Source organism: Bradyrhizobium sp. USDA 4504 (assembly GCF_054063995.1).
Window position 1 is genome coordinate 2,344,953 of sequence record NZ_JBSSGV010000001.1, and the last position, 25,573, is coordinate 2,370,525.

Below are 25,573 nucleotides of genomic sequence, written 5' to 3' on the forward strand. Positions count from 1 at the left end.
CTCATTCGATGCAGGCTCTCTACGCACAGCTTCTGGTGGGACTGATCAACGGCTCGTTCTACGCGCTGCTCAGTCTGGGGCTCGCCGTCATCTTCGGCATGCTCAACATCATCAATTTCGCGCATGGCGCGCTCTACATGATGGGCGCCTTCGTGGCGTATTTCCTGCTCAACCTGGGCGGCATCAATTACTGGTGGGCGCTGATCATCGCACCCGTCGTGGTCGGCATCTTCGGCATGATCCTCGAGCGGACGATGCTGCAATGGCTGACCGGCCTCGATCATCTCTACGGATTGCTGCTGACCTTCGGCATCGCGCTGATCGTGCAGGGCGTGTTCCAGAACTATTTCGGCTCCTCGGGCCTGCCTTACTCGATCCCCGATCAGCTCAAGGGCGGCGTCAATCTCGGCTTCATGTTCCTGCCGATCTATCGTGGCTGGGTCGTCATCTTCTCGCTCGTGGTGTGCCTTGCGACCTGGTTCCTGATCGAGAAGACGCAGCTCGGCGCCTACCTGCGCGCCGCGACCGAGAACCCGACGCTGGTGCGCGCGTTCGGCATCAACGTGCCGCGCATGATCACGCTGACCTACGGGCTCGGCGTCGGTCTTGCCGCGCTTGCCGGCGTGCTGTCGGCGCCGATCAACCAGGTCCGTCCGCTGATGGGCGCCGATCTCATCATTGTGGTGTTCGCGGTGGTCGTGATCGGCGGCATGGGCTCGATCATGGGCTCGATCATCACCGGCTTCGCGCTAGGCGTGATCGAGGGACTGACCAAGTATTTTTATCCCGAGGCCTCCAACACCGTGGTGTTTGTCCTGATGGTGGTGGTGTTGCTGGTGAAGCCAACGGGACTGACGGGACGGGCGGCTTGATATGTCAGCATTGACCGACGATACACTTCCGATCACGCCGCGCGCGATGCGCGACGAGATGATCGTATTCGCCGCGATGGCGCTGCTGCTGGCGATCGTGCCGTGGACGGGGATCTATCCGTTCTTCGTCATGCAGGCGCTGTGCTTCGCGCTGCTCGCCTGCGCCTTCAACCTCCTGATCGGCTATGGCGGCCTGCTGTCGTTCGGCCACGCGATGTTCCTCGGCACCGCCGGCTACGTCTCGGCCCACGCGCTGAAGGTGTGGGGGCTGACGCCGGAGCTCGGCATCCTGGTCGGCACCGCGGCCGCGGCCTTGCTCGGCCTGGTCACCGGCTACATCTCGATCAAGCGGCAGGGCATCTATTTCTCGATGATCACGCTGGCGCTGTCGCAGCTGCTTTACTTCCTCTATTTGCAGGCGCCGTTCACCCATGGTGAAGACGGCATCCAGGGCATTCCGCAAGGCCACCTGCTCGGCATCTTCGATCTCTCGAAGCCGCTGGTGCTTTACTATGTCGTGCTGGTCGGCTTCCTCGCCGGGTTCCTGCTGATCTACCGCACCATCAACTCGCCGTTCGGCGAGGTGCTGAAGTCGATCCGCGAAAACGAGCCGCGGGCGATTTCGCTTGGCTACAAGACCGACCAGTACAAGCTGCTCGCCTTCATCCTGTCGGGCACGCTGGCGGGCTTTGCCGGCTCGCTGAAGGTGTTCGTGGCGCAGAATGCCTCGCTCACCGACGTGCACTGGTCGATGTCCGGTGAAATCGTGCTCATGACGCTGGTCGGCGGTCTCGGCACCATCTTCGGCCCGGTGGTCGGCGCCTTCGTGATCATCGCCATGCAGCAATATCTCGCCGGTTTCGGCCAGTGGGTGACGGTGATCCAGGGCGTGATCTTCGTGGCCTGCGTGCTGCTGTTCCGGCGTGGCCTGGTCGGTGAGCTGGCCCATTTGTTGCGGCGGTCGCTGTAGGGCAGGTCCCGGCGACTTTCGGCCGACATAGCGGTGGACGACCGCCCGCTCGGGCGGTCGACCCCGATGCTTTCCCCGCCAGATGCTCTATGACAGTTCTGTGACAGTCGCTAAAAGGGCTGTCCCGGAATGATGGAACTGAGACATGCTGCGCTGGTTTCGCGCCTTCCTGCCCAAGGAAGAGCGGTTTTTCGACCTGTTCGCCCGACACGCCCGGACCTCCGTGCAATGCGCATTGGCGTTGCAGGACATGCTGAAGGGCGGGGAGGAGACTCCGGTCTTTTGCCAGCGCGTCAATCAGTTCGAGAACGACGCCGATAGCGTCACCCGCGAGGTCCTGACCGCGGTTCGCCGCACCTTCATCACCCCGTTCGATCGTGGCGATATCAAGAACCTGATCACCTCGATGGACGACGCGGTCGACCAGATGCAGGCGACCGCAAAGGCGGTCATGCTGTTCGAGGTGCGCGAGTTCGAGCCGCCGATGCGCGAGATGGGCGGCCTGATCGTCGAATGCGCCAATCTGGTCGGCCGCGCGCTGCCCCTGTTGCAGTCGATCGGCCACAACGTCTCGATGCTGACCCAGATCACCGAGGAACTGACCAAGCTCGAGGGCCGGGTCGACGATCTCCAGGATATCGGGCTCAAGGAGCTGTTCCTGAAGCACCGCGACGCCAACACGATGGACTACATCGTCGGCGCGGAGATCTACGACCATCTCGAGAAAGTGGCCGACCGTTTCGACGACGTGGCGAACGAGATCAACTCGATCGTGATCGAGCAAGTCTGAGCATGATCCGGAAAAGTGTGATGCGGTTTTCCCTGCGACAAACACGAAGCGTTTGCGCGGCGATCATGCTCAACAAAGCACAATAGGGCAGGGCCATCACGTGGACGCCACGCTGGGTCTTCCGATTCTGACCATCCTGATCGCGGTCGCGCTGCTGTTCGACTTCCTGAACGGCCTGCACGATGCCGCGAACTCGATCGCGACCATCGTCTCGACCCGCGTGCTGCGGCCGCAATATGCGGTGGTCTGGGCGGCGTTCTTCAACTTCGTCGCGTTCCTCGTGTTCGGCCTGCACGTTGCCAACACGATCGGCACCGGGATCATCGAGCCGTCGGTGGTGGATGCGACCGTGATCTTCGCAGCATTGGTCGGCGCGATCGTCTGGAACGTGATCACCTGGGCGCTGGGCATTCCGTCGTCGAGCTCGCACGCGCTGATCGGCGGCCTGGTCGGCGCCGGCATGGCGAAGGCGGGGATTTCGGCGGCGGTGTGGAGCGGGCTCTCCAAGACCTTGCTCGCGATCGTGCTGTCGCCGCTGGTCGGCTTCCTGCTGGCGCTGGTGCTGGTCGCGATCGTGTCCTGGCTCTCGGTGCGCTCGACGCCGTTCGCGGTCGATCGCGCATTCCGCATCCTGCAATTCGCCTCGGCGTCGCTCTATTCGCTCGGCCATGGCGGCAACGACGCGCAAAAGACCATGGGCATCATCGCCGTGCTGCTCTATTCGCAGGGCCATCTCGGCGACACCTTCGAAATTCCGTTCTGGGTGGTGCTGGCCTGCCAGGGCGCGATGGCGCTGGGTACCCTGATGGGCGGCTGGCGGATCGTCCGCACCATGGGGCTGCGGATCACCAAGCTGACGCCGATGCAGGGTTTCTGCGCCGAAACCGGCGGCGCCGTGACGCTGTTCATGGCGACCTATCTCGGGGTTCCCGTATCGACCACGCACACCATCACGGGCGCCATCGTCGGCGTCGGCGCCGCACGGCGGCTTTCCGCCGTGCGCTGGAATGTGGCGAGCTCGATCGTCTACGCCTGGGTGATCACGATCCCGGCGTCGGCCGCGGTCGCAGCCGCGAGCTATTGGGCGGTGCAGATTCTGAAGTAGCGTTTTCGAGCGAAGTGGAAGCCGGTTCGCGTTAAGAAAACGCGTCCCAAAAAGGAGTAATCAGCCGACCAGCTTCAGCCCGACGATGCCGGCAACGATCAGTCCGATGCTGGCAAGCCGCATCGCGGTCGCGGGTTCGCCGAGCAGGATGATGCCGAGCGCCGCGGTGCCGACCGCGCCGATCCCGGTCCAGACCGCATAGGCGGTTCCAATCGGCAGCGTCTTGAGCGCGAGGCCGAGCAGGATCACGCTGCCGGCCATCGCCGCCAGCGTCAGCACCGACGGCACCAGCCGCGCGAAACCTTCGGTATATTTCAGCCCGATCGCCCAGCCGATCTCGAGCAGGCCAGCGGTGAACAGAATGGTCCAAGCCATCACGAACCCTCCAGATAAGGCAGGGTCGTCCCCGCGAATGGTATGGTGAGGAGAAGGTCGTCCTTCCGGTGCCCATATGGGGATGGTGCGGGCGTTCCGCATTGCGACAAAACGCCCTTGATTGCGCCCGTTTTCCCTGCCAAATGCCCCGCCATGTCCGACATTTCAGTTTCAGCCGAATCGCCGTCCCGCTCGCCGCTTTCAGAGGAAGTGGCGCGACGGCGTACCTTCGCGATCATCTCGCACCCGGACGCCGGCAAGACCACGCTGACGGAAAAGCTGCTGCTGTTCGGGGGCGCCATCAATCTCGCGGGCCAGGTCAAGGCCAAGGGCGAGCGGCGCAACACGCGCTCGGACTGGATGAAGATCGAGCGCGAGCGCGGCATCTCGGTCGTCACCTCGGTGATGACCTTCGAGTTCAACGACCTCGTGTTCAACCTCTTGGACACGCCGGGCCACGAGGACTTTTCGGAAGATACCTATCGCACGCTGACCGCGGTCGATTCCGCTGTGATGGTGATCGACGCGGCGAAAGGCATCGAGGCGCGCACGCGAAAGCTGTTCGAGGTGTGCCGGCTGCGTGACATCCCGATCATCACCTTCATTAACAAGATGGACCGCGAGAGCCGCGACACGTTCGAGCTTCTGGACGAGATCGAGAAGACGCTGGCGCTCGACACGACGCCGATGACCTGGCCGGTCGGCCGTGGCCGCGACTTCCTCGGCACCTATGACGTCGTCAATGGCGGCGTGCGGCTACTCGAGGGCGGCGGCGCCAAGACCGGCGCCACCGAGCAGATCGACATCGCCGATCTCGGCAAGCGCAATCCCAATCTCGACGTCGCCGAGGTCAAGGACGAGCTCGCGCTGGCCTCGGAAGCCTGCAAGCCGTTCGAGCTCGCGGCGTTCCGCGAGGGCCACCTGACGCCGGTCTATTTCGGCAGCGCGCTGCGCAATTTCGGCGTCGGCGATTTGCTCGAAGGCCTCGGCAAGTTCGCGCCGGCGCCGCGCGCGCAGGACTCGGATTTGCGCAAGGTCGAGGCATCGGAGCCGCGCATGAGCGCATTCGTGTTCAAGATCCAGGCCAACATGGATCCGAACCACCGTGACCGCATCGCCTTCGCCCGGCTGTGCTCGGGCAAGCTCAGCCGCGGCATGAAGGCCAAGCTGGTACGCACCGGCAAAAACATGAGCCTGTCGAGCCCGCAGTTCTTTTTCGCGCAGGACCGCTCGGTCGCCGACGAGGCCTTTGCCGGTGACGTCGTCGGCATTCCCAACCACGGCACGCTCAGGATAGGCGACACCCTGACCGAGGGCGAGGATCTGACCTTCGTCGGCGTACCGAGCTTCGCGCCGGAAATCGTCCGCCGCGTCCGGCTGATCGACGCGATGAAGGCGAAGAAGCTGAAGGAAGCCTTGCAGCAGATGTCGGAGGAGGGCGTCGTGCAGGTGTTCCGCCCGCGCGACGGCGCGCCCGCCCTGGTCGGCGTGGTCGGCCCGCTGCAGCTCGATGTGTTGAAGGCGCGGCTCGATGCGGAATATTCGCTGCCGGTCGAGTTCGAGATCAGCGAATTTTCGCTGGCGCGCTGGATCTCGTCCGACGACCGCAAGCAGCTTGACGCCTTCATCTCCGCCAACAATTCCGGCATCGCCGACGACGTCGACGGCGATCCCGTGTTCATGGCCAAGAACGAGTTCTATCTTGGCTACACCCGCGAGCGCGCCGAGGGCATCACCTTCTCCAACGTCAAGGACGTGAAGAAGAAGGCGTAGTGGCGCTCGCTCCGGTGTCGTCCCCCGGGAAGGCGGGGGACCCGGTACGCCGCGGCTTCTCCGTTACTCGCTACGGTTCTCGGCGGGGAGGTGACTGCCGAAAAAGTCGATGAGGCTCTGCGGTGCGTTGGCGCCGTAGCACAACTCGAGGAGCTCCTCCGCATCAGCCGCTTCGGACGCGCTGCGGGGAAACAGGTCCTCTTCATAGGCGGCGAGCGCGGCCTCGACGTCACCTGGGTTGGCAGCGATCGCCGCGCCGAGTTCGGCACCGTCGTACATTGCGAGATTGGCGCCTTCACCCGATGGAACCATCAGATGCGCTGCATCGCCGAGCAGCGTGACGCCGGGCACGTGGTCCCATTGATGTGCGACCGGAAGCGCATGGATGAGGCGCAGCACCGGCGCCGTCTCGCCATCGGTGATCAGCGCGGTCAGCGCCCGGGCCCAGCCATCGAATTCCTCGGCGACGCGGGCGAGGGCGCTCGCAGGGTTGGAGAAGTCGAGGTTGGCAAACCATTCCTCAGGCTTGGTCAGCGCCACATAGGTGTGCAGCACGCCGTTCGGCTCACGATGCGCGGCGATGCCCTTTCCCGGCGCCAGCGCGAACATCGCGCCGCCGCCAACCGCTTCCGCGCTCGCTCGGTGACGGACATCGGCGTCGAACAGATATGTCTCGATGAACGAAGTGCCGACATAAGTCGGCTTGTGTGCGGAGAGAAGCGATCGCACGCGCGACCAGGCACCGTCGGCGCCGACCAGAAGCTCAGTCGTCACCGTCATGCCGTCGGCAAAGCTCAATAGGTGCCTTCGACCGCCGAGCGGAGTGGCCGCGGTGACCTTAGATCCCCAATGCACCGTGCCCTCGGGCAGCGAGTTGAGCAGGATCCGACGTAGCTCGCCTCGGGGTACCTCGGGGCGCCCGCCCGTGCCGTCATCCGGATGATGCAGCAGGACATTGCCTTGGGTATCGAGCGCGCGGGTTTCCTGGCCGCCGGGGTGGATCAGCTCGCGGAACTCCTCAAAGAGGCCTGCGGCCTTCAGCGCGCGTTGGCCGTTGTGCTCATGGATATCGAGCATGCCGCCCTGCGTTCGTGCCTCTGCGGAGGCTTCCGCTTCGTAGACGATCGCTGCGATCCCGTGGACATGGAGGACGCGGGCAAGCGTCAGGCCGCCGAGGCCGGCACCGACGATCGTGACGGGAGATTTCATGCGGAGTCCTTCCGGGCTGAGAGTTATGGAACGTCGTTCCAATACTTGGAATGCCGTTCCAGACGTGTCAAGGTTCGGCATGGTCAAGAAGGCGCGCAGCAGCCAGCGACGCGAGGACTCGCTCTCGCGGGATCGCATCATCGAGGCTTCGATCGAACTCCTGGACGAAAGCGGCGAGGACGGTCTGACGTTCCGTGCCCTGTCCGAACGGCTCGCGACCGGTCCCGGCGCGATCTACTGGCATATCGCCAACAAGAGTGATCTGCTGGTCGCCGCCTGCGATGCCATTGTCGCGCGCATGGTCGATGAGCACGTGGTCGGCGGATCGCCGAAGGCCACCATTCGCGCCCTTGCGCTCGGCATGTTCGACGCAATGGAGGCGCATGCGTGGGTCGGGACAGCGCTGATCCGTGCTGCCGGGCAGTTGCCGACCCTGCGCGTTCTGGAATGCATCGGCCAGCAGGTTCGCGCGCTTGGCGTGGCTGCCGACACGCAGTGGACGATCGTCTCGGTCCTGCTGAACTACATCCTTGGCGTCGGTGGCCAGAACGCAGCCAACGCGCAGTTCGCGCGGACGCATGGCCTGGACCGATCGAGCTTCCTGGATGCGGTGGCGACCGACTGGTCCGCGCTCGACGCAAGCGACTACCCGTTTGCACGCAGCGTGGCCGGCGCGATGCGGGACCACGACGACCGTGTCGACTATCTCGCCGGCATCGATCTCATCCTCGCCGGTATCAAGGGGACACGAACCGGCCGAACCTAGGTTTTAGTATTGACAAGCGCAAGGAATTGAACGCCGCCCCGCTTGATGCGGTCCGGCCGCGGACCCATTTTCTCCGGAGTGCAATCCGGGTCCGCCTGCATGCTCCGACGCGTCGCCATCTGCCTCGCTTTTGCCGTGCCGGCCTTTGCGCTCGCGAGCGCGGCCTCTGCGCAGCAGCGGCAACAAATCAACCCGGCGCCCTTCGCACACACGCCTTGCAGCGTGCTCGACGAAGGGCCTTGCATCCCGTCCTATTGCAGCGTGTTCAACCACGGGCCATGCCTGCCCGAGATGGATTATCCGTACGGCGAAAATCTCCAGCTCACGATCCTGACCGTGCCACCGCAGGATCAGGCCGAGAAGTACCGCAAGCCGGATCATGATCTCAATACCATCGGCGATCTGTTCGCCGCGCTGCGCGCCTGCTGGGCGCCGCCACCGCCGGACGACGCGCGCGCGGGCATGCAGATGTCGGTGCGATTCAGCTTCAAACGATCGGGCGAGATGATCGGCGCGCCGCGCCTGACGTTTTCGACGCGGGGCATCCCGGCCGACACCCGCACCACCTACCTCAATGCGATCAACGCCTCGCTGGATGCCTGCCTGCCGCTGAAATTCACCGGCGGATTGGGCGGCGCGCTGGCCGGCCGGCCGATCATGATCCGCTATGTCGACAACCGGGAGCTGGCCAAATCGGCCGGCAAGCCGTGAGACACATCATTCCGGGGCGCGCTGCAAGCGCGAACCCGGAATCCCGGGATTGGCTTGCGCGCCCGGCAACCTCGAGATTCCGGGTCCGGCCCTGCGGGCCATCCCGGAATGACGGAGTCGTGGCGTGACGCATTGCCACCCGCCCGGCGAAGGTGATACGCGAAGGCATTAGTTCGATCAGGGGAGGAACATCGTGGGACTGCTCGTCATGATCCTGGGTCTCGTGCTGTTCCTCGGCGTCCATGTGCTGTCAAGCCTGCGCGAGATGCGCGCCGGCCTGATCAAGGCGATGGGCGAGGGCGGCTACAAGATCGCCTATTCGCTCGCCTCCGCGGCCGGGCTCGTGCTGATCATCTGGGGCTTTGCGCATTATCGCGCGAGCGGATGGATCGACGTCTGGACCCCGCCGACGGCGCTCAAGCACATCACGGTCGCGCTGATGCTGCCCGCCGTCATCCTCGTCGTCGCCTCCTATATCCGCGGCCGCATCTACACCACGCTGAAGCATCCGATGCTCGCCGGCGTGAAGCTGTGGGCGTTCGCGCATCTGCTCGCCAACGGCGACCTCGGCTCGATCATCCTGTTCGGCTCGTTTCTCGGCTGGGCGGTCTATGACCGCATCTCGCTGAAGCGCCGCACGGATGCTGGCGCGCCGCCGATTCCGGTGGGCGGCCCAACCAACGACCTGATCGCGATCGCGGTCGGTGTCATCGTCTATCTGGCGCTGGCGTTTGCGTTCCACCCGGTCGTGATCGGCGTGCCTGTCATGGGAGCCTGACTATGTCTGTTCAATCCGCCATCAAGCGCAAGACCGCGCCCGATCTGCGCGCCCGCAAGAACGGCGAGCCGATCGTGATGCTGACGTCCTATCATGCGCACACCGCGGCGCTGGTCGACCGTCATTGCGACGCCATCCTGGTCGGCGATTCCCTCGGCAACGTCATGCATGGCTTCGAGACCACCGTGCCGGTCACGCTCGACATGATGATCCTGCAAGGCCGCGCGGTGATGCGCGGCTCGCAAGCTGCGCTCGTCGTGGTGGACATGCCGTTCGGCTCCTATGAGGGTTCGAAGGAGCAGGCGTTTCAATCCGCGGTGCGGATCATGAAGGAGACGCTGTGCGGCGCGGTCAAGCTCGAGGGCGGCGCGCGGATGGCGGAGACGGTGGCGTTCCTGTCCGAGCGCGGCATTCCGGTGATGGGCCATATCGGTCTGACGCCGCAGTCGATCAACACGCTTGGCTCGTTCCGCGCGCAGGGCCGCGAGGAAGAGAACTGGGCGCCGATCGAGAACGACGCCAGGGCGATCGCGGAGGCGGGCGCGTTCTCGATCGTGGTCGAGGCGGTCGCCGAGCCGCTGGCGCGCAAGATCACGCAGTCGATCGCCGTGCCGACCATCGGCATCGGCGCCAGCGCTGCCTGCGACGGCCAGGTGCTGGTGCTGGAGGACATGCTCGGCCTGTCGCCGCGGGCGCCGAAATTCGTGCGCCGCTACGGCAATCTCGGGCCGATGATCGAGGAGGCGATCGCCGGCTATGCGCGCGACGTGAAGAGCCGCGCCTTCCCGGGGCCGGAGCACGTCTACGGCATGAAGAAGAGCTGACCGGGCGCGCATGGACTGGTCGCAGCACGCAATTCCGCCGATGCGGCTCGAGCCGCGGTTCGGCGACCGCGTCGTGCCGGCTTTCCCGGAGCGGCCCGGCAGCCTTTGGGCGATGATCGCGGACGCCGTTGCGCAGAACGGCGACGGCGAGGCGCTGGTCTGCGGCGCGACGCGCCTGAGCTGGCGCGAGGTCGCGGAGAAATCGGCCAAGGTCGCGGCGGGCTTTGCAAGACTCGGCCTTGCGCCCGGCGACCGCGTCGCGATCCTGCTCGGCAACCGCATCGAGTTCGTGCTGACGATGTTCGCCGCCGCGCATGCCGGGTTGGTCACGGTGCTGCTCTCGACGCGCCAGCAGAAGCCCGAGATCGCCTATGTGCTGAACGATTGCGGCGCGACGCTGCTGGTCCATGAGGCCACGCTTGCCGACCGCATCCCTGATGCGGCCGACGTTCCCGGCCTCAAGCATCGCATCTCGGTCAGCGATGACGGCGCATCGCAATTCGCTGGTCTCGCCGACAACGCTGCGGCCCAGGCGCCGGCACAGGTGAGGGAAGAGGACACCGCGATGATCCTCTACACCTCGGGCACCACGGGCCGGCCGAAGGGCGCCATGCTCGCCCATTGCAACATCATCCACTCCTCGATGGTGTTCGTGTCGTGCCTGAAGCTGACCAAGTCGGATCGCTCGATCGCCGCGGTGCCGCTCGCGCATGTTACCGGCGCGGTCGCCAACATCACCACCATGGCACGCTGCGCCGGCGCGCTGATCATCATGCCGGAGTTCAAGGCCTCGGAATATCTGAAGGTCGCGGCGCGCGAGCGCGTCAGCTACACGGTGATGGTGCCGGCGATGTACAATCTCTGCCTGATGCAGCCGGACTTCGACAGCTACGATCTGTCGAGCTGGCGGATCGGCGGCTTCGGCGGCGCGCCGATGCCGGTCGCGACCATCGAAAAACTCGACGCCAAGATTCCCGGGCTGAAGCTTGCGAATTGCTACGGCGCGACCGAGACCACGTCGCCCTCGACGCTGATGCCGGGCGAACTGACCGCCGCCCATATCGACAGCGTCGGCCTGCCGTGCCCCGGCGCCGAGATCATCGTGATGGGCGCTGACGGCCGCGAACTGCCGCGCGGCGAGATCGGCGAGCTCTGGATCCGCAGCGCCTCGGTCATCAAGGGCTACTGGAACAATCCGAAGGCGACCGTGGAGAGTTTCACCGCCGGCTTCTGGCATTCCGGCGATCTCGGTTCGATCGACGCGGCAAACTTCGTCCACGTGTTCGATCGCCAGAAGGACATGATCAATCGCGGCGGCCTGAAGATCTATTCCGCCGAGGTCGAGTCTGTCCTGGCCGGCCATCCCGCCGTGGTCGAGAGCGCGATCATCGCCAAGCCGTGCCCGGTGCTCGGCGAGCGCGTGCACGCCGTGATCGTGACCCGCACGGACGTGAATGCGGAGAGCCTGCGCGCCTGGTGCGCCGAGCGGCTCTCCGACTACAAGGTGCCGGAGACCATGGCGCTGACATCAGAGCCGCTGCCGCGCAACGCCAACGGCAAGGTGATCAAGCGCCAGATCAGGGAGAGCCTGTCCGCGATAGGCACCTAGCGAGGCGTGGACGTACCATCCGCGAATTCGGTCGACCTCTCCCGCTTGCGGGGGTCGAGACGAGCGAAGCTCGCTCTTAGGTCGGCACGTGCAGCGCGGGCTGGGGGCCTGTTGCGGCAAGTCGCAAACGTCCCCCGTTAACGCTTTGATCCGCCTCGCTTTGCCTTGCCTCCGCCACACCATTAGGGTAACGCCGCCGCGATGTGGGGATCGGGTAGGGCTGGGCCCCACCGATAGCAGCGGTCCCGAGGGGATGGGATAGCCTTAAGTGTCTGAATTATTTGACGAAGTCGACGAGGAAGTCCGTCGCGATCAGCTCAAGAAGCTGTGGGACAAGTACTCGCTCTTTATCATCGCCCTGGCGATCCTGATCGTTGCGGGCGTCGGTGGCTGGCGCGGCTACCAGTATCTTGAGGCCAAGAAGGCCGCCGAGGCCGGTGCGGCGTTCGACCGTGCCGTCGAATTGTCCGATCAGAACAAGCACGCCGAGGCCGAGGCTGCGTTCGCCGCTCTCATCACCAAGGCACCGTCCGGCTACCGCAATCTGGCGCGGCTGCGCATGGCCGCCGAGGTCGCGACCCGCGATCAGCCGGCTGCCGCGAAGCTCTATGACGAGATCGCAGCCGACCGCAGCGTCGGCGGTCCCGAGCAGGACCTGGCGCGGATCCGCGCCGCGCAGCTCGCGATGGAAACCACCACCTATCCGAACATGCTGCAACGGCTCGAGGCCACGGCAACGGCGAAGGACTCGACGTTCCGTCACTCCGCCCGCGAGCTGCTGGCGCTGTCGGCCTGGCGCGCCAACGATGCCACCGCCGCGCGGCAGTGGCTCGACCAGATTGCCAATGACGGTGAGACGCCGCCGAGCCTGCGCTCGCGTGCCGAAGCGCTGCAGGCCTTGTTGCCGCCGGTCGCGAAGAGCTGACTTGGCGCGAAACCCGAGTTTGAGTGAGAGATCGACCATGCGCCGCTCGCAACGCCTGATCGCAGCCGCAGTTCTGACAGCGCTTTGCAGCGTGCTGGCGGGGTGCGGCGGTGGCGGCATGTCCAATTTCGATCCGAGCGACCTGCTCGACTTCCTTGACACCAAGAAGAAGCTGGCCGGCGACCGCAAGCCGGTCTTCCCCGAAGGCGTGCCCGGCCTCGAGCAGGGTGTGCCGAAGGAATTGTACAAGGGCTCGCAGCAGGAACAGCTCGATCAGCAGAACGCCGCGGCAGCCGCTGCCGCCCAGCCGGCCCCGCCGCCCGAGCCGCCGAAGGGCGCCAAGAAGCACGCCAAGGGCAGGGCGGCGCCGGCCGCGGATCAGGCGGCTGCTCCCGATGCCGCAGCCGAGGAGGGCGCGCCCGCCGCGCTGCCGCCGGAGCCGAAGCCGAAGAAGATCGTCCGCCGCCGCACCACCGCGCCGCCCGCCGACGACCAGCAGCCACAGCCCGCGGCGCCGGCCCAGCAGACCACGCAACAATCCGGCGGCGCCTTCCCCGCACCGCTACCGAGCGGCGGATTTTCACGCTAATTGCGAGCGGGATTCCACCTCGCCCCGCCTGCGGGGAGAGGTCGGAATTCAAGCACAGCTTGAATTCCGGGTGAGGGGGAGTTTCAACCCTCTCCCCGTAAGAGCGGGGAGAGGGAGAAGATGCTCCATCATTTGCTTCGACCGCTCCCCATTCCTGCTGTAGTTCTTTCCAGCACCTTGACCCGCGGACAACAGACCGCGCCTGGATGATCCATGTCTTTTACCATCGCCATTATCGGCCGGCCCAATGTCGGAAAGTCGACGCTGTTCAACCGGCTGGTCGGCCAGAAGCTCGCGCTGGTCGACGACGAGCCCGGCGTGACGCGTGACCGTCGCGAGGGCCAGGCCAGGCTCTACGACCTCGACTTCACCATCATCGACACCGCAGGTCTGGACGAAGGCGCCAAGGGCTCCCTGACGGCGCGGATGCAGGAGCAGACCGAAACCGCGATCGAGCTCGCCGACGCCCTGATGTTCGTGATCGACGCCCGCGTCGGCCTGACGCCGACCGACCGTGCCTTCGCCGACTTCGCGCGAAAAGCCAACAAGCCGGTGGTGCTGGTCGCCAACAAGGCCGAGGGCAAGCATGGCGAGATCGGCGCGATGGAATCCTACGCGCTCGGGCTCGGCGATCCCGTCCAGATCTCCGCCGAGCATGGCGAGGGCATGGGCGACCTCCACGAGGCGCTGAGCGCGCTGGTGCCGGAGACACCGGAGGAAGACGACGAGCTTGAGGATGACGAGGACATCTCGGAGGAGGAGGCCGCGCAGCGCCCGATCCGCGTTGCCATCGTCGGCCGGCCCAATGCCGGCAAGTCGACGCTGATCAACCATCTGCTCGGCGAGGAGCGGCTGCTGACCAGCCCCGAGGCCGGCACCACGCGCGATTCCATTGCGGTCGAGATCACCTGGCAGGGCCGCCAGTTCCGGGTGTTCGACACCGCTGGCCTGCGCCGTCGCTCGCGGATCGAGGAGAAGCTGGAAAAGCTCTCGGTCGCCGACGCGTTGCGCGCGGTGCGCTTTGCCGAAGTCGTCGTGATGATGATGGACGCGCAGAACAAGTTCGAGGAGCAGGATCTGCGCATCGCCGACCTGATCGAGCGCGAGGGCCGCGCCATCGTGCTCGCGGTCAACAAATGGGACCTCGTCGAGCGCAAGCCGAACCAGATCTCGCAACTGCGCACCGATGCCGACCACTGGCTGCCGCAGGTCAAGGGCGCCCCGATCGTCGCCGTCTCCGGCCTGATGGGCGAAGGCATCGACCGCCTGATGACGGCGATCCAGGAGGCTTATGCGGTCTGGAACCGGCGCTTGCCGACCTCGGCGCTCAATCGCTGGTTCGAGCAGGCGATCCAGACCAACCCGCCGCCGGCGGTCTCGGGCCGCAGGCTGAAGCTGAACTACATCACGCAAGTGAAGGCGCGCCCGCCGAGCTTCGTGCTGTTCTGCTCGCGCGCCGACGCGATCCCGCGATCCTATCTGCGCTACCTCATCAACTCGCTGCGCGAGACGTTCGATCTGCCGGGCACGCCGATCCGGATCACGCTGCGCGAGAAGGCCAATCCGTTCGCCCACAAGCGCAAACGCCCGTCGTGAGCGAAAGGTCGGAGGGCGACACGGTTGCTGTAGCGCAACCGCGCAGCGGCGCGGTGATCTTCATCTTCATCACGTTGCTGCTCGACATGCTCGCGCTCGGGATCATCATCCCGATCCTGCCCAAGCTGATCGAGGGCTTCGTCAACAACGACACCGCTAATGCGGCGCGCATCTTCGGCGTGTTCGGCTCGATCTGGGCCTTGATGCAGTTCGTCTGCTCGCCGATCCTCGGCGCGCTGTCCGATCGCTTCGGCCGCCGGCCGGTGGTGCTGCTGTCGAATTTCGGCCTCGCCGCCGACTATGTGCTGATGGCGCTGGCGCCGAACCTGATCTGGCTGTTCATCGGGCGGGCGATCTCGGGCATCACCTCGTCGAGCATCTCGACCGTGTTCGCCTATATCGCCGACGTCACCGCGCCGGAGCAGCGCGCCGCGATGTTCGGCAAGATTGGCGTCGCCTTCGGCGCCGGCTTCATCCTCGGACCGGCGCTCGGCGGCCTGCTCGGCGAGATCGATCCGCGGCTGCCGTTCTGGGCGGCGGCGGGTTTGAGCTTCGTCAACGGGCTGTATGGCCTGTTCATCCTGCCGGAATCGCTGCCCGTGGAGCGGCGCGCGCCGTTCAAATGGAAGAGCGCCAATCCGATCGGCGCGCTGCATTTCCTGCGCTCGAACCGGACGCTCGCCGGCCTGTCGCTGGCGACGTTCTTCGGCCAGCTCGCGCATGTCGTGCTGCCCTCGGTGTTCGTGCTCTACGCCACCTATCGCTATGGCTGGGACACCGGCACCGTCGGCGCGACGCTGGCGCTGGTCGGGCTCTGCGGCATGATCGTGCAGGGCGCGGCGATCGGCCCGATCGTGCAGCGCCTCGGCGAGCGCAACGCGCTGTTCCTCGGCCTCGTCTGCGGCGCCTTGGGCTTCGTGATCTTCGGCGCCGCGCCGACCGGCCAGCTGTTCTGGATCGGCATTCCCGTGATGGCGCTGTGGGGCCTCTCGGGCGCTGCGACGCAGGCGCTGACGACGCAGCTCGTCGCCGCCGATCAACAGGGCCAGTTGCAGGGCGCGACTTCAAGCGTGCAGAGCATGTCGGAATTGATCGGCCCGTTCCTGTTCACGCTGACGTTTGCGTATTTCATCGGCGATACCGTGCCGGTGAAGATGCCCGGCGCGCCGTTCTATCTGGCCGGCGCGCTGCTGCTGCTCGCGCTCGCCATCGCCTGGCGCACGACGGCGGCAAAGAGAGCGTAGGGCGGGCCGCCGACGGATCCACCACGAGACGCTCTATTCCGTCGCCGGCACCGAATGGTGCTCGTGCGTGACGCGCCACTCGCCGTCGACCTTGCGCAATCCGATCGTCAGCCTGAACTGGAACGTGGCATCAGGTGGCCCGCACCGCATCACCGCGACCGCGAAGGCCACATCATCGCCAGCCGTGATCGCGATCTCCTCGACATCGAAGGCGTAGGATGGGCGATGATACCTGAAGAACAAGTCCCACGTCTTCCGGTATTCATCCAATCCGCGTGACTGCAATGGCGGCGGAACGTCGAACATCACGATGTCCTGATCGTGATGGGCGAAGATGCCGGGATAGTCGCGTCGGCGGACGGCGTCCGTCCAGGCGTCGATGAGCGCCCTGATTTCGGTTTCCGCTTTCTGTTTCTGCTGTGTCATCGCTCGCGTGCTCCGAATGCTGGCTGATGCTTCGAGGACGAATGCGAGCGCGCCGATCCGACACGATGATGTGTCCGGCCGCACCGGGCGGATTGCGTCATATTGTCCATTGTCCATTTACAAACCATCCGGTTGGTTTGTATAAGAGCTGATACCGGATGAAGACGCGCCTCGCTCCGGGGCGCGCTGCCAGGAGCAGCATGGTGACCGACGAGGCCGTTGATATCTGCGATGAATTGACCCGCTTCAGCGCCGCGCAGGCGGCGCTGCTGACGTCGCGCGGCCTTGTCTACCTGACCGACCTGAAACTCGATGGCGGCAGGCACGGGACGATTGTCGCCGCCAGTCATGCTGAGGCGCAGGCCATCGCCCGCGCACGCGGTCGAGGGGAACGGGTCGTCGGCCGAATGGCCTACGGCTTCCTTCATGGCCTGCTGCAGAAGGTTCGCTTGTGCGCGTGAGCGATCGGATAGGTTGATGACCGATTCCTGAAATTGATGCGCCTTCCGAGGGCGACATCGCCATTTCGGGGACGCCGTTCGCGCTGCCTCGCAGCGCTTGAGATTGACCGAAGCCACTGAGATACTGTGATCTCAAGCGACTCCTTCCTGAGTACACCATGGATAATCCTTCCCGCTCGGAACGCTCCCGCAACGCCGCACTCGACGCCGCGATCACCATCGTGACGCGCGACGGTCCGGGGCGCCTGACGCTGGACGCGATTGCGCGCGAGAGCGGTCTCAGCAAGGGCGGCGTGATGCACCAGTTCCGCACCAAGGAAGCGGTGCTGCGCGCCTTGCTCGAGCAGCAGATGGCGCATTTCGAGGAATTCTCGAACCGCTACATCGAAAAGGTACGCGGGACCACGGACCAGCCCGAACTGTCGGCGCAGATCGCGACGCTGCGGGAGGCGATCTCAACGCCGCGGGCAGGGGCGTTCGCACTGCTGGCGGCGATGAACGAGAACCCCGAATTGATGGCGATGCCGCGCGATGTCGACATCAAGAAGGTCGCGCTGATGAAGGCCGAGGCGAGCGATCCCGATCTCGCGCTGCTGCGCTGGGCGGCGGCGCGGGGGCTGCTGCTGAGTTCGTTGTTCGGCATGTTGTCGCTGACCGAGGCCGAGCGCGATCGTCTGTTCGAGCGCTTGCTCGACGACAGCAAGTGGACCGCGATGGAGCAGGGCGCGACGGAGGCAGCAAAGCCAGCCAAGACGACGGCGGCGCGCACGGAATCTTCGCCTCCGGCCGGCGCGCGCGCGGCAAAGCCCGCATCGGCGCGCAAGCGCGGCTGAATTTCCGGCGCTGCCGAAAGCGCAACGCCGCCCAAGCGGAATATGGATCGCTTGGCGGCGTTGGATCGGCACCGGGCCCCTGAAATCCCCCGGCGATTTCTGCCGTACCACACGAGATGTCGCGGGTTTGTGACAACGCGCGGCCGCCATTCGCGAAGCCGCCTCGCCAGCCAACACGACATTTCGACCGCCGCATTTTTCCGACGCGTTTCCTGCGATTGCAATTTCACAAACCAACTGGTCGGTTTCATAATTGATCGCACTGAGGCAAGGTCTGGCGGCGCCGCGACGGCGAGTCAGACCGGCAGTGACGGCCGCAGCCGTACTTTCAGCCCCGGACGCGGCTGCGGCCGAGCTGCTCTTCCGCTTTAGGGTCGGATGAGGAGATTGGAATGGAGAGCTCGATCGCCGCGCGCGGTCTGGGAGCGATGGCGCTTTGCGTCCTCGCGGGAGGATGTGCCGCCGTCACGCCGGTGGCCTATTCGGATGTGGCATCGTCGGCCTACATGACGCCGGACACGTCCGATTCTTCGGGGCGTGTGCCGTATCGCTATGCGCCGCCGGTCGACTGGCGCAGCTACAACAAGGTGATGATCGATCCGGTCGTGATCTATCGCGGCGCGGATCATCAGTTCGGCGACATGTCCGAGAAGGACAAGCAGACGCTCGCCGCCTACATGCAGACCCGCTTCGCCGACAAACTGCGCGGCCGCTTCACGCTGGTGAACACGCGCGGGCCGAACACGTTCCGCCTGCGGCTGACGCTGACCGGCGCGGTCGCCAACACGCCGGTGCTCGGCACGCTGTCGCGTTTCGATCTGGCGGGCGCGGTCTACAACGGCGTGCAGGCCGCGCGCGACGGCGAGGGCACGATGACCGGCTCCGTCATCCATGCCGTCGAGATGTTCGACAGCTCGACCTCGCGGCTGCTCGGCGCCTATGTCAGCAAGCAATATCCCAATGCCTACGACATCAAGGCCAGCGTCGGCGATCTCGCCGCGGCCACCGCCGGCATCGACAAGGGTGCCGATGCCTTCATGGCGCAATTGAAGTGACGCGCGCCGCGCGCGTCCGCAAACCATCCCGACGCTGAAAGGTCCTTTACCATGAACTTTCTGGTTCGCATGTTTCTGCGCAGCCTCGTCGCTGCCTTGCTGATGAGCTCGACCGGCCGCGCCGAGACGATTGCCCCAGCCGATCCCAGCGGCACCTGGCTGACCGAAGACGGCCGCGCACGCATCCGCCTCGAGCGCTGCGGCCCTGCGCATGACCGCATCTGCGGCTTCATCGTGTGGATGAAGGATCCGCTCGATTCACACGGCCAGCCGCTCCGCGACAGCTTCAATCCCGAACCCGACAAGCGGACGCGTGCGCTGCTCGGCCATCAGCTGATCCTCGGATTGAAGCTGACGCCGGAGGGCAGGTTCGACGGCGACATCTACAACGCCGAGGACGGCAAGTCCTATGCGGTCTCGCTGTGGCGCGACAAGTCCGACCGGCTGAAGCTCAAGGGATGCCTGCTCAAGCTGCTGTGCCAGACCCAGACCTGGACGCAGACGCTGGACGTGCAGCCGGGCCAGCTCGTCGGCCTGACCGGCGACGTCGGCGGCCCGCGCGCCGACAGGGAATGGGCATCGCTGCCGCCGCCCGTCAAGGCGAAGTCGGCGGCGAAGTAAGAAGGTGCAAAAAGTCATTCCGGGGCGATGCGCAGCATCGAACCCCGGAATCTCGAGATTCCCCGATGCGCAATTGCGCATCTGAGGTTCGCGCGTTGCGCGCCCCGGAATGACCGCTACGCGGTCACTTCTTCAGCAGCGGACAGTCGCTGGCCTCAAGCGGCTTTGCGGCGTCTTCCGGCGCGATCGTGGCGATCAGCTTGTAATAGTCCCAGGGATATTTGGACTCTTCGGGCTTCTTCACCTCGAACAGATAGGCCGGAATCAGGCGCCGGCCGTCGGCGCGGAGCGGGCCCTTGCCGAACAGCGGATCGTCGGTCGGCAATTCCTTCATCTTGGCGACGACCTTGGCGCCGTCATGCGGATTGCCGCCAAGCGCTTCCATCGCCTTGAGATAGTGCAGCACCATCGCGTAGTTGCCGGCCTGGGTCATCGACGGCATCGCGTTCTTGCTGGCGAGGGCGGAGAACCGCTTCGACCAGGCGCGGGTCTGGTCGTTCATGTCCCAGTAGAAGGATTCCGTGAACGTCAGGCCTTGCGCGGTCTTCAACCCGAGCGAATGCACGTCGTTGATGAACAGCAGCAGCGCCGCGAGCTTTTGGCCGCCGGAAACGATGCCGAATTCGGCCGCCTGCTTGATCGCGTTGGTGGTGTCGCCGCCGGCATTGGCGAGGCCGACCACCTTGGCCTTGGACGATTGTGCCTGCAGCAGGAACGAGGAGAAATCGGCGGTGTTGATCGGATGCTTGACGCTTCCGAGCACCTTGCCGCCATTGGCGTTGACGACCGCGGTGGTGTCGCGCTCGAGCGCGTGGCCGAATGCATAATCGGCCGTCAGGAAGAACCAGGTGTCGCCGCCGGCCTTCGTCAGGGCCTTGCCGGTGCCGTTGGCCAGCATGTAGGTGTCGTAGGTATATGAAATCGTATTCGGCGTGCAGGCCTTGCCGGTGAGGTCGGCAGTCGCCGCGCCCGAATTCAGCAGGACGATGTTCTTTTCCTTGACGAGATTGTTGACCGCAAGCGCCACGCCGGAGTTCGGCGTGTCGGCGATCGCATCGACCTTCTCGTTGTCGACCCATTGCCGAGCGATGTTGACGCCGACGTCGGGCTTGTTCTGGTGGTCGCCACTCAGGACGTCGATCTTCCAGCCCTTCTTGAGCAGGCCGGAATCCTCCACAGCCATCTTGATCGCGACCACCGAGTTCGGGCCGCCGATGTCGGCATAGAGGCTCGACATATCGTTCAGCACGCCGATCTTGACGGTCTTGTCCTGCGCGAACGCAGAAGTTGAAAGGCCGAGTGCGGCGCAAGCAAGAAGCGCGGCGCAGCGCCGCGCAAACGTCGTTGTCATGAAATTCCCTCCACTGTCTAAAGCCCGGGCAGCCCTCTTGCGGAGCCTTTTTGCCGGTCGCTCAAGTTCCCGCTTACCCTTTCCCGGGGGGCGCGGCAATCCGCCTAAAGCCGGGTGGGCCTGCGTCGAAGCGTCATCCGGTGAAACCCTTACTTGAGCGCGTCGGAGGTCAGCTTGAATTTCTGGATTCGCTTTCCGGTGTCGACCTCGGCGGTATAGACGTTGCCCCTGGCGTCGACCGCGAGCGCGTGCACCCAGTGGAACTGCCCGGCGTTGCGGCCGTTGCGGCCGAAGCTGCCGACCACCGCGCCGTCGTCACGCCTGATGATGCGGATCTCGTTGTTCTCGCCGTCGGCGGAGAGCAGGTAGGTCTGCTTGGGATCGGGCCACAGCGCGATGTCCCACACCGCGCCGTTGCCGAGCGTGCTCTTCTCGAAGAAGAACTCCTTCACGAAGCTGCCGTCCTTCCTGAACACCTGGATGCGGTTGTTGATGCGGTCGCAGACATAGACCAGTCCGTCATCGGCGATCTTCACGCAGTGCACGGGATTGCCGAACTGCTGCGCGACCTGCGCCTTCGGATCGTAGGGTGGCTGCTTGGCGTCGTCGGGCTTGTTGCCATAGGCGCCCCAGTGCCGCTTGTAGGCGCCGGTGGTGGCATCGAACACGATGACGCGCCGGTTGCCGTAACCGTCGGCGACGTAGATCTCGTTGGCCTCCTTGTCGATCGCGGTCTCGGCGGGCTTGCCGAGCTGGGTGGTGTCGTTGCTGCCCTTGCTCGGTGCGATCGAGCCGATCTGCGAGACGAACTTGCCGTCGAGGGTGAACTTGAGGATCGCATTGTCATTGTCGGCGTTGCCGCCGATCCAGACGAAGCCGCGCTCGTCGACCTCGATGCCGTGCTCGCGGCCAACCCACTCATAGCCGTCACCCGGCCCGCCCCAGGACCGCAGTAGATTGCCGTCAGCGTCGAATTCGAGCACCGGCGGCGCCGAGACGCAGCATTTCGAGCGCGGCGGATTGAGGCTCGCGCCCTTCTCGTCGTCGGTCAGCGAGCGCGGCCGGTGGATCACCCAGATGTGGCCCTGCCAATCCACCGTGATGCCGCCGACCTGGCCGAGGATCCAGTTGTTGGGAAGTTGCTTCGGCCAGGACGCATCGACCGCAAACGTCGGGACGTCACTGGCCCTGGCGGGCGCTGGCTGAGCAAAAAGGGCTGATGATGCGATGCAGGCGGAGAGAAACAATCCGGACAGAATGAAGCGCGCGCGATTGAACGTCGGCGTCATGTTGCCTCCCGAAATTTTTTCTTGGCGGGCGTCCCGCTGGGAAGGGCAGTCAATCGTGGGGACGCGAGCGAGTCAATCGCAAGGAGGTGCGTAGCCCGGATGGAGCGAAGCGAAATCCGGGGCCGGTTTCTCGGCGTAGATTATCCCGGATTGCGCTTCGCTCCATCCGGGCTACGAGAGAGAGAGCCGGGCTCACGCCGGCGGCTGGAAGCTGCGTAGCGTGCGCGCCTTGTAGTCGTAGAGCTTGCCGGTCTCGGTCCACGCGGGCGAACACATCGGCACGATGAATTCGGCGGCCATGTCGGGCGTATCCAGCGTCATCGGGTCTTCGCCGGGAAATACCTGCGCGCGCATCCGGGTGCGAATCGGGCCGGGGCTGAACAGGTTGACGCGGAGCTTTGTGTTGGCGGTCTCGTTGGCCCAGGAGCGCACCAGTGCCTCCAGCGCGGCCTTCGAGGCCGCATAGGGGCCGAGATAGGCGTTGGCCTTGTGGGCCACGCCCGACGTCACGAACACCGCGCGGCCGGCGTCGGATTGGCGCAGCAGCGGGTCCATGCAGCGGATCAGCTGGAAGTTGGCGGTGACGTTGATCGCGAACACGTCGTTCCATGGTTTCAGCTCGATATGGCCGAGCGGCGACGACGGCCCTGCGGTGCCGGCATTGCCGACCAGGATATCGAGCTTGCCGTGGCGCTCATGCAGCGCAAGGCCGAGCCGCGCGATGCCGTCGTAATCGGTGAGCGAGAGCGGCACCAGGGTGGTGCTGCCGCCGGCCTTGCGGATCTCGTCGTCGAGCTCTTCCAGCCCGCCTTGCGTGCGCGCCACCGCGACGACATGCGCGCCGGCCTTGGCCAGTGCGACCGCGGTCGCATAGCCGATGCCGCGCGAGGCGCCGGTCACGAGGGCGATACGGGAGGCGAGGGGTTTTGTCATGTCTGTCTGTCCGCGTGTTTGCCCGGGGTATTACAGACGGAAATGCCCGGGACAAGCCCGGCCATGGCTAAAAGACATGGTCATTCCGGGATGGTCCGAAGGACCAGACCTCAGATGCGCAATCGCGCATCGGGGAATCTCGAAATTTGAGGCAAGAACGCAAGACAACTTCGAGATCCCGGGTTCGATGCTGCGCATCGCCCCGGGATGACGCTTCGCCTCAGCTCGCCTCCGCCAGCAGCGAGAGCTGGCGCGGCGGGGCCTCGGTTTCGCTCTGGTCGGTGAGGTGGGTCGGGTAGGCGCCGGTGAAGCAATGGTCGGCGAATCTCGGATTTGCCGGGTCGCGCCCCTCATAGCCCATCGCGCGGTACATGCCGTCGATCGACAGGAAGGCGAGCGAGTCGGCGCCGATGATGTCGCGCATCTCCTCGAGCGAATGGGTCGCGGCGAGCAGGCCGCCGCGGTCCGGCAGGTCGATGCCGTAATAGTCGGGGTAGAGGATCGGCGGCGAGGCGAGGCGGAAATGCACCTCACGGGCGCCGGCGTCGCGCATCATGCGCACGATCTTCTTCGAGGTGGTGCCGCGGACCAGACTGTCGTCGATCAGGATGATGCGCTTGCCCTCGATCGCGGCGCGGTTGGCCGAATGCTTCATGCGCACGCCGAGCTCGCGCACGCTCTGGGTCGGCTGGATGAAGGTGCGGCCGACATAGTGGTTGCGGATGATGCCGAGCTCGAACGGCACGCCGGAATACTGGCTGTAGCCGACCGCGGCGGGCACGCCGGAATCCGGCACCGGCACCACGACGTCGACCTCGGGATGGCTCTCGCGCGCCAGCTGGGCGCCGAACGCCTTGCGCACGTCGTAGACCGAGCGGCCGCCGACGATCGAATCCGGGCGCGCGAAATAGATGTATTCGAAGATGCAGGGCCGGGCCGGCTTCGGCGGGAACGGCTTGTGGCTGTGAGCCCCTCGCTCGTCGAACACGATGATCTCGCCAGGCTCGATGTCGCGGACGTATTTGGCGCCGATCATGTCGAGCGCGCAGGTCTCCGAGGTCAGGATCGGACGGCCGTCGAGATCGCCGAGCACCAGCGGGCGGATGCCGAGCGGGTCGCGCGCGCCGACCAGCTTCTTGTTGGTCAGCGCGACCAGCGCATAGGCGCCCTCGATGGTGCGCAGCGCCTCGATGAAGCGGTCGATGAAGCGGGTGCGCTTGGACTGCGCCACGAGATGCAGGATCACCTCGGTGTCGGTGGTCGATTGCATCATGGCGCCGCCCTTGACCAGCTCGCGGCGCAGGGTCAGGCCGTTGGTGAGGTTGCCGTTGTGGCCGACCGCAAATCCGCCGGCGCTGAGCTCGGCGAACAGCGGCTGCACGTTGCGCAGGATGGTGCCGCCGGTGGTGGAGTAGCGGACATGGCCGACCGCGGCGTTGCCCGGCAGGCGCTCGATCACCTCGCGGCGGGAGAAGGCGTCGCCCACCAGGCCGAGGCGGCGTTCACTGTGGAAGCGGCTGCCGTCGAAGGAGACGATGCCGGCAGCTTCCTGGCCGCGGTGTTGCAGGGCGTGCAGGCCGAGTGCGGTGATCGCGGCGGCCTCGGGATGGTCGAAGATGCCGAACACGCCGCATTCCTCGCGGAGCGAGTCGCCATCGAGGTCGGGGTGGTATCTGAGAGGGTCTTGCAGTTCGATCGGGCCGAGGTCGAGATCCATTTGGTCGGTATGATCCGAAGGGGTCTGCATCTCGTTCATCGCCTCTCGTAAGGGCCCAAATAGTTTATCGGCCCGCGGGTTTCTCGATCAGCTTCTTCAAGCTGTCACGCGCAGGTTTGCTATAGCCATCACCCGACGCCGGCGTCGCCTGATCATTGGTATCGGCCGCAGAATCGTCGTCTGGCTTATTCTTCTTGAACTTCTTTAAGATGGTGTTCTCGGGGTCGTCAGGCAAGAGCGACATCAGCCAATCCCCGGTTCCCTGCAGCACTACGCGGGACTTCGCCCCGGTCACCCAATCGGGCCGCTGCTTGTCCGGAACCAGCCAGGTGAAGAACATGAACGCCACGACCACGATCAGGAGGCCGCGAGCGAGCCCGAACAGGAAGCCAAGGGTGCGGTCGAGCGCGCCGATCCGGGAATCCAGGATCATGTCCGAAATCCGCACCGTGACGATCGAGACCACGATCAGCGTGCCGATGAAGACGCCGGCCACCACGACCACGGCGGCGACCGTGTCGTTGTTGAAATAGGTCTTGGCGGTCGGCAGAAGCTTCGAGAACGCATATAGCGTGACCAAAGCGGCGGCGCCCCAGGCCGCGATCGACAGGATCTCGCGCATGAAGCCGCGCACCATCGCGAGCAGGCCCGAAATCAGCATCACGCCGAGCAGGACGAGATCAAGTATCGTTATGGGCATCGGCTGGTCAGGTCCGCTGGTACGTTTCGGTACGCTGTTAAGGGCTTACGT

26 protein-coding genes are annotated in these 25,573 nt (G+C 65.2%); 18 read left to right on the plus strand and 8 right to left on the minus strand.

All coding sequences use genetic code 11. The features are described from left to right. The first annotated feature begins 8 nt into the window (after window positions 1-8). The 4 genes from ACVMB1_RS10455 to ACVMB1_RS10470 all read left to right on the plus strand — a co-directional run bounded on the left by ACVMB1_RS10455 (window position 9) and on the right by ACVMB1_RS10470 (window position 3,737). Window positions 9-872: a branched-chain amino acid ABC transporter permease gene (locus ACVMB1_RS10455; protein WP_016839880.1), complete on the plus strand. Its 864-nt coding sequence runs from the start codon at window positions 9-11 to the stop codon at window positions 870-872. A 1-nt stretch (window position 873) separates the two neighbouring features. Further along, entirely contained in the window at window positions 874-1,842 is a 969-nt protein-coding gene (locus ACVMB1_RS10460; RefSeq protein ID WP_057019845.1) for a branched-chain amino acid ABC transporter permease, read from the plus strand. Between the two features lie 145 nt (window positions 1,843-1,987). Continuing rightward, window positions 1,988-2,632 carry a DUF47 domain-containing protein gene (locus ACVMB1_RS10465; protein ID WP_057019846.1) on the plus strand — a complete coding sequence of 215 codons (645 nt, stop codon included), beginning with the start codon at window positions 1,988-1,990 and terminating at the stop codon, window positions 2,630-2,632. Window positions 2,633-2,732: 100 nt separating this feature from the next. Continuing rightward, window positions 2,733-3,737 (plus strand): inorganic phosphate transporter, encoded by a 1,005-nt coding sequence (locus ACVMB1_RS10470; protein ID WP_141342303.1) that lies wholly within the window; start codon window positions 2,733-2,735, stop codon window positions 3,735-3,737. Window positions 3,738-3,797: 60 nt separating this feature from the next. Here the strand turns inward: ACVMB1_RS10470 and sugE are convergent, their stop codons facing one another. After that, window positions 3,798-4,112 (minus strand): quaternary ammonium compound efflux SMR transporter SugE, encoded by a 315-nt coding sequence (sugE, locus tag ACVMB1_RS10475; protein ID WP_141342304.1) that lies wholly within the window; start codon window positions 4,110-4,112, stop codon window positions 3,798-3,800. Between the two features lie 153 nt (window positions 4,113-4,265). Here sugE and ACVMB1_RS10480 point away from each other — a divergent pair, with 153 nt between their 5' ends. After that, window positions 4,266-5,885 carry a peptide chain release factor 3 gene (locus ACVMB1_RS10480; protein WP_141342305.1) on the plus strand — a complete coding sequence of 540 codons (1,620 nt, stop codon included), beginning with the start codon at window positions 4,266-4,268 and terminating at the stop codon, window positions 5,883-5,885. A gap of 63 nt (window positions 5,886-5,948) precedes the next feature. Here ACVMB1_RS10480 and ACVMB1_RS10485 read toward each other — a convergent pair whose 3' ends face one another. Then, on the minus strand, window positions 5,949-7,094 hold the full coding sequence (locus ACVMB1_RS10485; protein ID WP_310884766.1) for an FAD-dependent oxidoreductase: 1,146 nt from the start codon (window positions 7,092-7,094) through the stop codon (window positions 5,949-5,951). 79 nt (window positions 7,095-7,173) lie between these two features. Between ACVMB1_RS10485 and ACVMB1_RS10490 the strand changes: the two genes are divergently transcribed. The 9 genes from ACVMB1_RS10490 to ACVMB1_RS10530 all read left to right on the plus strand — a co-directional run bounded on the left by ACVMB1_RS10490 (window position 7,174) and on the right by ACVMB1_RS10530 (window position 16,136). Then, window positions 7,174-7,860 (plus strand): TetR/AcrR family transcriptional regulator, encoded by a 687-nt coding sequence (locus tag ACVMB1_RS10490; protein WP_456848536.1) that lies wholly within the window; start codon window positions 7,174-7,176, stop codon window positions 7,858-7,860. Window positions 7,861-7,959: 99 nt separating this feature from the next. After that, window positions 7,960-8,571, plus strand: coding sequence for a hypothetical protein (locus ACVMB1_RS10495; protein WP_141342308.1), 612 nt, complete (start codon window positions 7,960-7,962; stop codon window positions 8,569-8,571). A gap of 193 nt (window positions 8,572-8,764) precedes the next feature. Then, window positions 8,765-9,349: an NnrU family protein gene (locus ACVMB1_RS10500; protein ID WP_057019851.1), complete on the plus strand. Its 585-nt coding sequence runs from the start codon at window positions 8,765-8,767 to the stop codon at window positions 9,347-9,349. Window positions 9,350-9,351: 2 nt separating this feature from the next. Then, window positions 9,352-10,173, plus strand: a complete 822-nt coding sequence (gene panB / locus ACVMB1_RS10505) for a 3-methyl-2-oxobutanoate hydroxymethyltransferase (protein WP_018271260.1) — start codon at window positions 9,352-9,354, stop codon at window positions 10,171-10,173. A 10-nt stretch (window positions 10,174-10,183) separates the two neighbouring features. Continuing rightward, window positions 10,184-11,782, plus strand: coding sequence for a class I adenylate-forming enzyme family protein (locus ACVMB1_RS10510; RefSeq protein WP_141342309.1), 1,599 nt, complete (start codon window positions 10,184-10,186; stop codon window positions 11,780-11,782). Window positions 11,783-12,050: 268 nt separating this feature from the next. After that, on the plus strand, window positions 12,051-12,707 hold the full coding sequence (locus ACVMB1_RS10515) for a tetratricopeptide repeat protein (protein WP_028335134.1): 657 nt from the start codon (window positions 12,051-12,053) through the stop codon (window positions 12,705-12,707). A gap of 37 nt (window positions 12,708-12,744) precedes the next feature. Next, entirely contained in the window at window positions 12,745-13,296 is a 552-nt protein-coding gene (locus ACVMB1_RS10520) for a hypothetical protein (protein WP_253639922.1), read from the plus strand. Window positions 13,297-13,509: 213 nt separating this feature from the next. Further along, a complete protein-coding gene (gene der, locus ACVMB1_RS10525) occupies window positions 13,510-14,892 on the plus strand; it encodes a ribosome biogenesis GTPase Der (RefSeq protein WP_141343243.1) in 1,383 nt (460 codons plus the stop codon). Further along, window positions 14,889-16,136, plus strand: a complete 1,248-nt coding sequence (locus tag ACVMB1_RS10530; protein ID WP_057019856.1) for an MFS transporter — start codon at window positions 14,889-14,891, stop codon at window positions 16,134-16,136. The genes der and ACVMB1_RS10530 overlap by 4 nt, the downstream gene beginning before the upstream one ends. Window positions 16,137-16,169: 33 nt before the next feature. Here the strand turns inward: ACVMB1_RS10530 and ACVMB1_RS10535 are convergent, their stop codons facing one another. Further along, window positions 16,170-16,562, minus strand: a complete 393-nt coding sequence (locus ACVMB1_RS10535; RefSeq protein ID WP_141343241.1) for a nuclear transport factor 2 family protein — start codon at window positions 16,560-16,562, stop codon at window positions 16,170-16,172. Window positions 16,563-16,765: 203 nt separating this feature from the next. On the opposite strand from ACVMB1_RS10535, the gene ACVMB1_RS10540 reads away from it, so the two are divergent. The 4 genes from ACVMB1_RS10540 to ACVMB1_RS10555 all read left to right on the plus strand — a co-directional run bounded on the left by ACVMB1_RS10540 (window position 16,766) and on the right by ACVMB1_RS10555 (window position 19,532). Next, window positions 16,766-17,023, plus strand: a complete 258-nt coding sequence (locus tag ACVMB1_RS10540) for a hypothetical protein (RefSeq protein ID WP_141343240.1) — start codon at window positions 16,766-16,768, stop codon at window positions 17,021-17,023. A 158-nt stretch (window positions 17,024-17,181) separates the two neighbouring features. After that, complete coding sequence (locus ACVMB1_RS10545) at window positions 17,182-17,856, plus strand: TetR/AcrR family transcriptional regulator (protein ID WP_141343239.1); 675 nt, start codon at window positions 17,182-17,184, stop codon at window positions 17,854-17,856. Window positions 17,857-18,248: 392 nt separating this feature from the next. Continuing rightward, on the plus strand, window positions 18,249-18,911 hold the full coding sequence (locus ACVMB1_RS10550; protein ID WP_141343238.1) for a DUF3313 domain-containing protein: 663 nt from the start codon (window positions 18,249-18,251) through the stop codon (window positions 18,909-18,911). A 51-nt stretch (window positions 18,912-18,962) separates the two neighbouring features. Further along, window positions 18,963-19,532 (plus strand): DUF2147 domain-containing protein, encoded by a 570-nt coding sequence (locus tag ACVMB1_RS10555; RefSeq protein WP_057019861.1) that lies wholly within the window; start codon window positions 18,963-18,965, stop codon window positions 19,530-19,532. A 124-nt stretch (window positions 19,533-19,656) separates the two neighbouring features. On the opposite strand, the gene ACVMB1_RS10560 is transcribed toward ACVMB1_RS10555, so the two are convergent. The 5 genes from ACVMB1_RS10560 to ACVMB1_RS10580 form a co-directional block, all read right to left on the minus strand. After that, a complete protein-coding gene (locus tag ACVMB1_RS10560) occupies window positions 19,657-20,883 on the minus strand; it encodes an ABC transporter substrate-binding protein (protein ID WP_028335143.1) in 1,227 nt (408 codons plus the stop codon). 149 nt (window positions 20,884-21,032) lie between these two features. Next, window positions 21,033-22,172 (minus strand): NHL repeat-containing protein, encoded by a 1,140-nt coding sequence (locus ACVMB1_RS10565; protein ID WP_141343237.1) that lies wholly within the window; start codon window positions 22,170-22,172, stop codon window positions 21,033-21,035. 192 nt (window positions 22,173-22,364) lie between these two features. Further along, entirely contained in the window at window positions 22,365-23,105 is a 741-nt protein-coding gene (locus ACVMB1_RS10570) for an SDR family NAD(P)-dependent oxidoreductase (protein WP_456848538.1), read from the minus strand. A 220-nt stretch (window positions 23,106-23,325) separates the two neighbouring features. Next, the gene (gene purF / locus ACVMB1_RS10575) at window positions 23,326-24,852 is read right to left on the minus strand and encodes an amidophosphoribosyltransferase (protein ID WP_141343107.1); all 1,527 of its coding nucleotides are present in this window, start codon (window positions 24,850-24,852) and stop codon (window positions 23,326-23,328) included. Window positions 24,853-24,886: 34 nt separating this feature from the next. Beyond that, window positions 24,887-25,522 (minus strand): CvpA family protein, encoded by a 636-nt coding sequence (locus tag ACVMB1_RS10580; protein ID WP_026192677.1) that lies wholly within the window; start codon window positions 25,520-25,522, stop codon window positions 24,887-24,889. Between the last annotated feature and the right edge of the window lie 51 nt (window positions 25,523-25,573).

Excerpts from the sequence above, each read along its gene's own strand:
- ACVMB1_RS10455 (WP_016839880.1), top strand. The coding sequence starts at position 9 with ATGCAGGCTCTCTACGCACAGCTTCTGGTGGGACTGATCAACGGCTCG.
- ACVMB1_RS10460 (WP_057019845.1), top strand. The coding sequence starts at position 874 with ATGTCAGCATTGACCGACGATACACTTCCGATCACGCCGCGCGCGATG.
- ACVMB1_RS10465 (WP_057019846.1), top strand. The coding sequence starts at position 1,988 with ATGCTGCGCTGGTTTCGCGCCTTCCTGCCCAAGGAAGAGCGGTTTTTC.
- sugE (WP_141342304.1), bottom strand. The coding sequence starts at position 4,112 with ATGGCTTGGACCATTCTGTTCACCGCTGGCCTGCTCGAGATCGGCTGG.
- ACVMB1_RS10480 (WP_141342305.1), top strand. The coding sequence starts at position 4,266 with ATGTCCGACATTTCAGTTTCAGCCGAATCGCCGTCCCGCTCGCCGCTT.
- ACVMB1_RS10485 (WP_310884766.1), bottom strand. The coding sequence starts at position 7,094 with ATGAAATCTCCCGTCACGATCGTCGGTGCCGGCCTCGGCGGCCTGACG.
- ACVMB1_RS10490 (WP_456848536.1), top strand. The coding sequence starts at position 7,174 with ATGGTCAAGAAGGCGCGCAGCAGCCAGCGACGCGAGGACTCGCTCTCG.
- ACVMB1_RS10495 (WP_141342308.1), top strand. The coding sequence starts at position 7,960 with ATGCTCCGACGCGTCGCCATCTGCCTCGCTTTTGCCGTGCCGGCCTTT.
- panB (WP_018271260.1), top strand. The coding sequence starts at position 9,352 with ATGTCTGTTCAATCCGCCATCAAGCGCAAGACCGCGCCCGATCTGCGC.
- ACVMB1_RS10510 (WP_141342309.1), top strand. The coding sequence starts at position 10,184 with ATGGACTGGTCGCAGCACGCAATTCCGCCGATGCGGCTCGAGCCGCGG.
- ACVMB1_RS10520 (WP_253639922.1), top strand. The coding sequence starts at position 12,745 with ATGCGCCGCTCGCAACGCCTGATCGCAGCCGCAGTTCTGACAGCGCTT.
- der (WP_141343243.1), top strand. The coding sequence starts at position 13,510 with ATGTCTTTTACCATCGCCATTATCGGCCGGCCCAATGTCGGAAAGTCG.
- ACVMB1_RS10535 (WP_141343241.1), bottom strand. The coding sequence starts at position 16,562 with ATGACACAGCAGAAACAGAAAGCGGAAACCGAAATCAGGGCGCTCATC.
- ACVMB1_RS10545 (WP_141343239.1), top strand. The coding sequence starts at position 17,182 with ATGGATAATCCTTCCCGCTCGGAACGCTCCCGCAACGCCGCACTCGAC.
- ACVMB1_RS10550 (WP_141343238.1), top strand. The coding sequence starts at position 18,249 with ATGGAGAGCTCGATCGCCGCGCGCGGTCTGGGAGCGATGGCGCTTTGC.
- ACVMB1_RS10555 (WP_057019861.1), top strand. The coding sequence starts at position 18,963 with ATGAACTTTCTGGTTCGCATGTTTCTGCGCAGCCTCGTCGCTGCCTTG.
- ACVMB1_RS10560 (WP_028335143.1), bottom strand. The coding sequence starts at position 20,883 with ATGACAACGACGTTTGCGCGGCGCTGCGCCGCGCTTCTTGCTTGCGCC.
- ACVMB1_RS10565 (WP_141343237.1), bottom strand. The coding sequence starts at position 22,172 with ATGACGCCGACGTTCAATCGCGCGCGCTTCATTCTGTCCGGATTGTTT.
- ACVMB1_RS10570 (WP_456848538.1), bottom strand. The coding sequence starts at position 23,105 with ATGACAAAACCCCTCGCCTCCCGTATCGCCCTCGTGACCGGCGCCTCG.
- purF (WP_141343107.1), bottom strand. The coding sequence starts at position 24,852 with ATGCAGACCCCTTCGGATCATACCGACCAAATGGATCTCGACCTCGGC.
- ACVMB1_RS10580 (WP_026192677.1), bottom strand. The coding sequence starts at position 25,522 with ATGCCCATAACGATACTTGATCTCGTCCTGCTCGGCGTGATGCTGATT.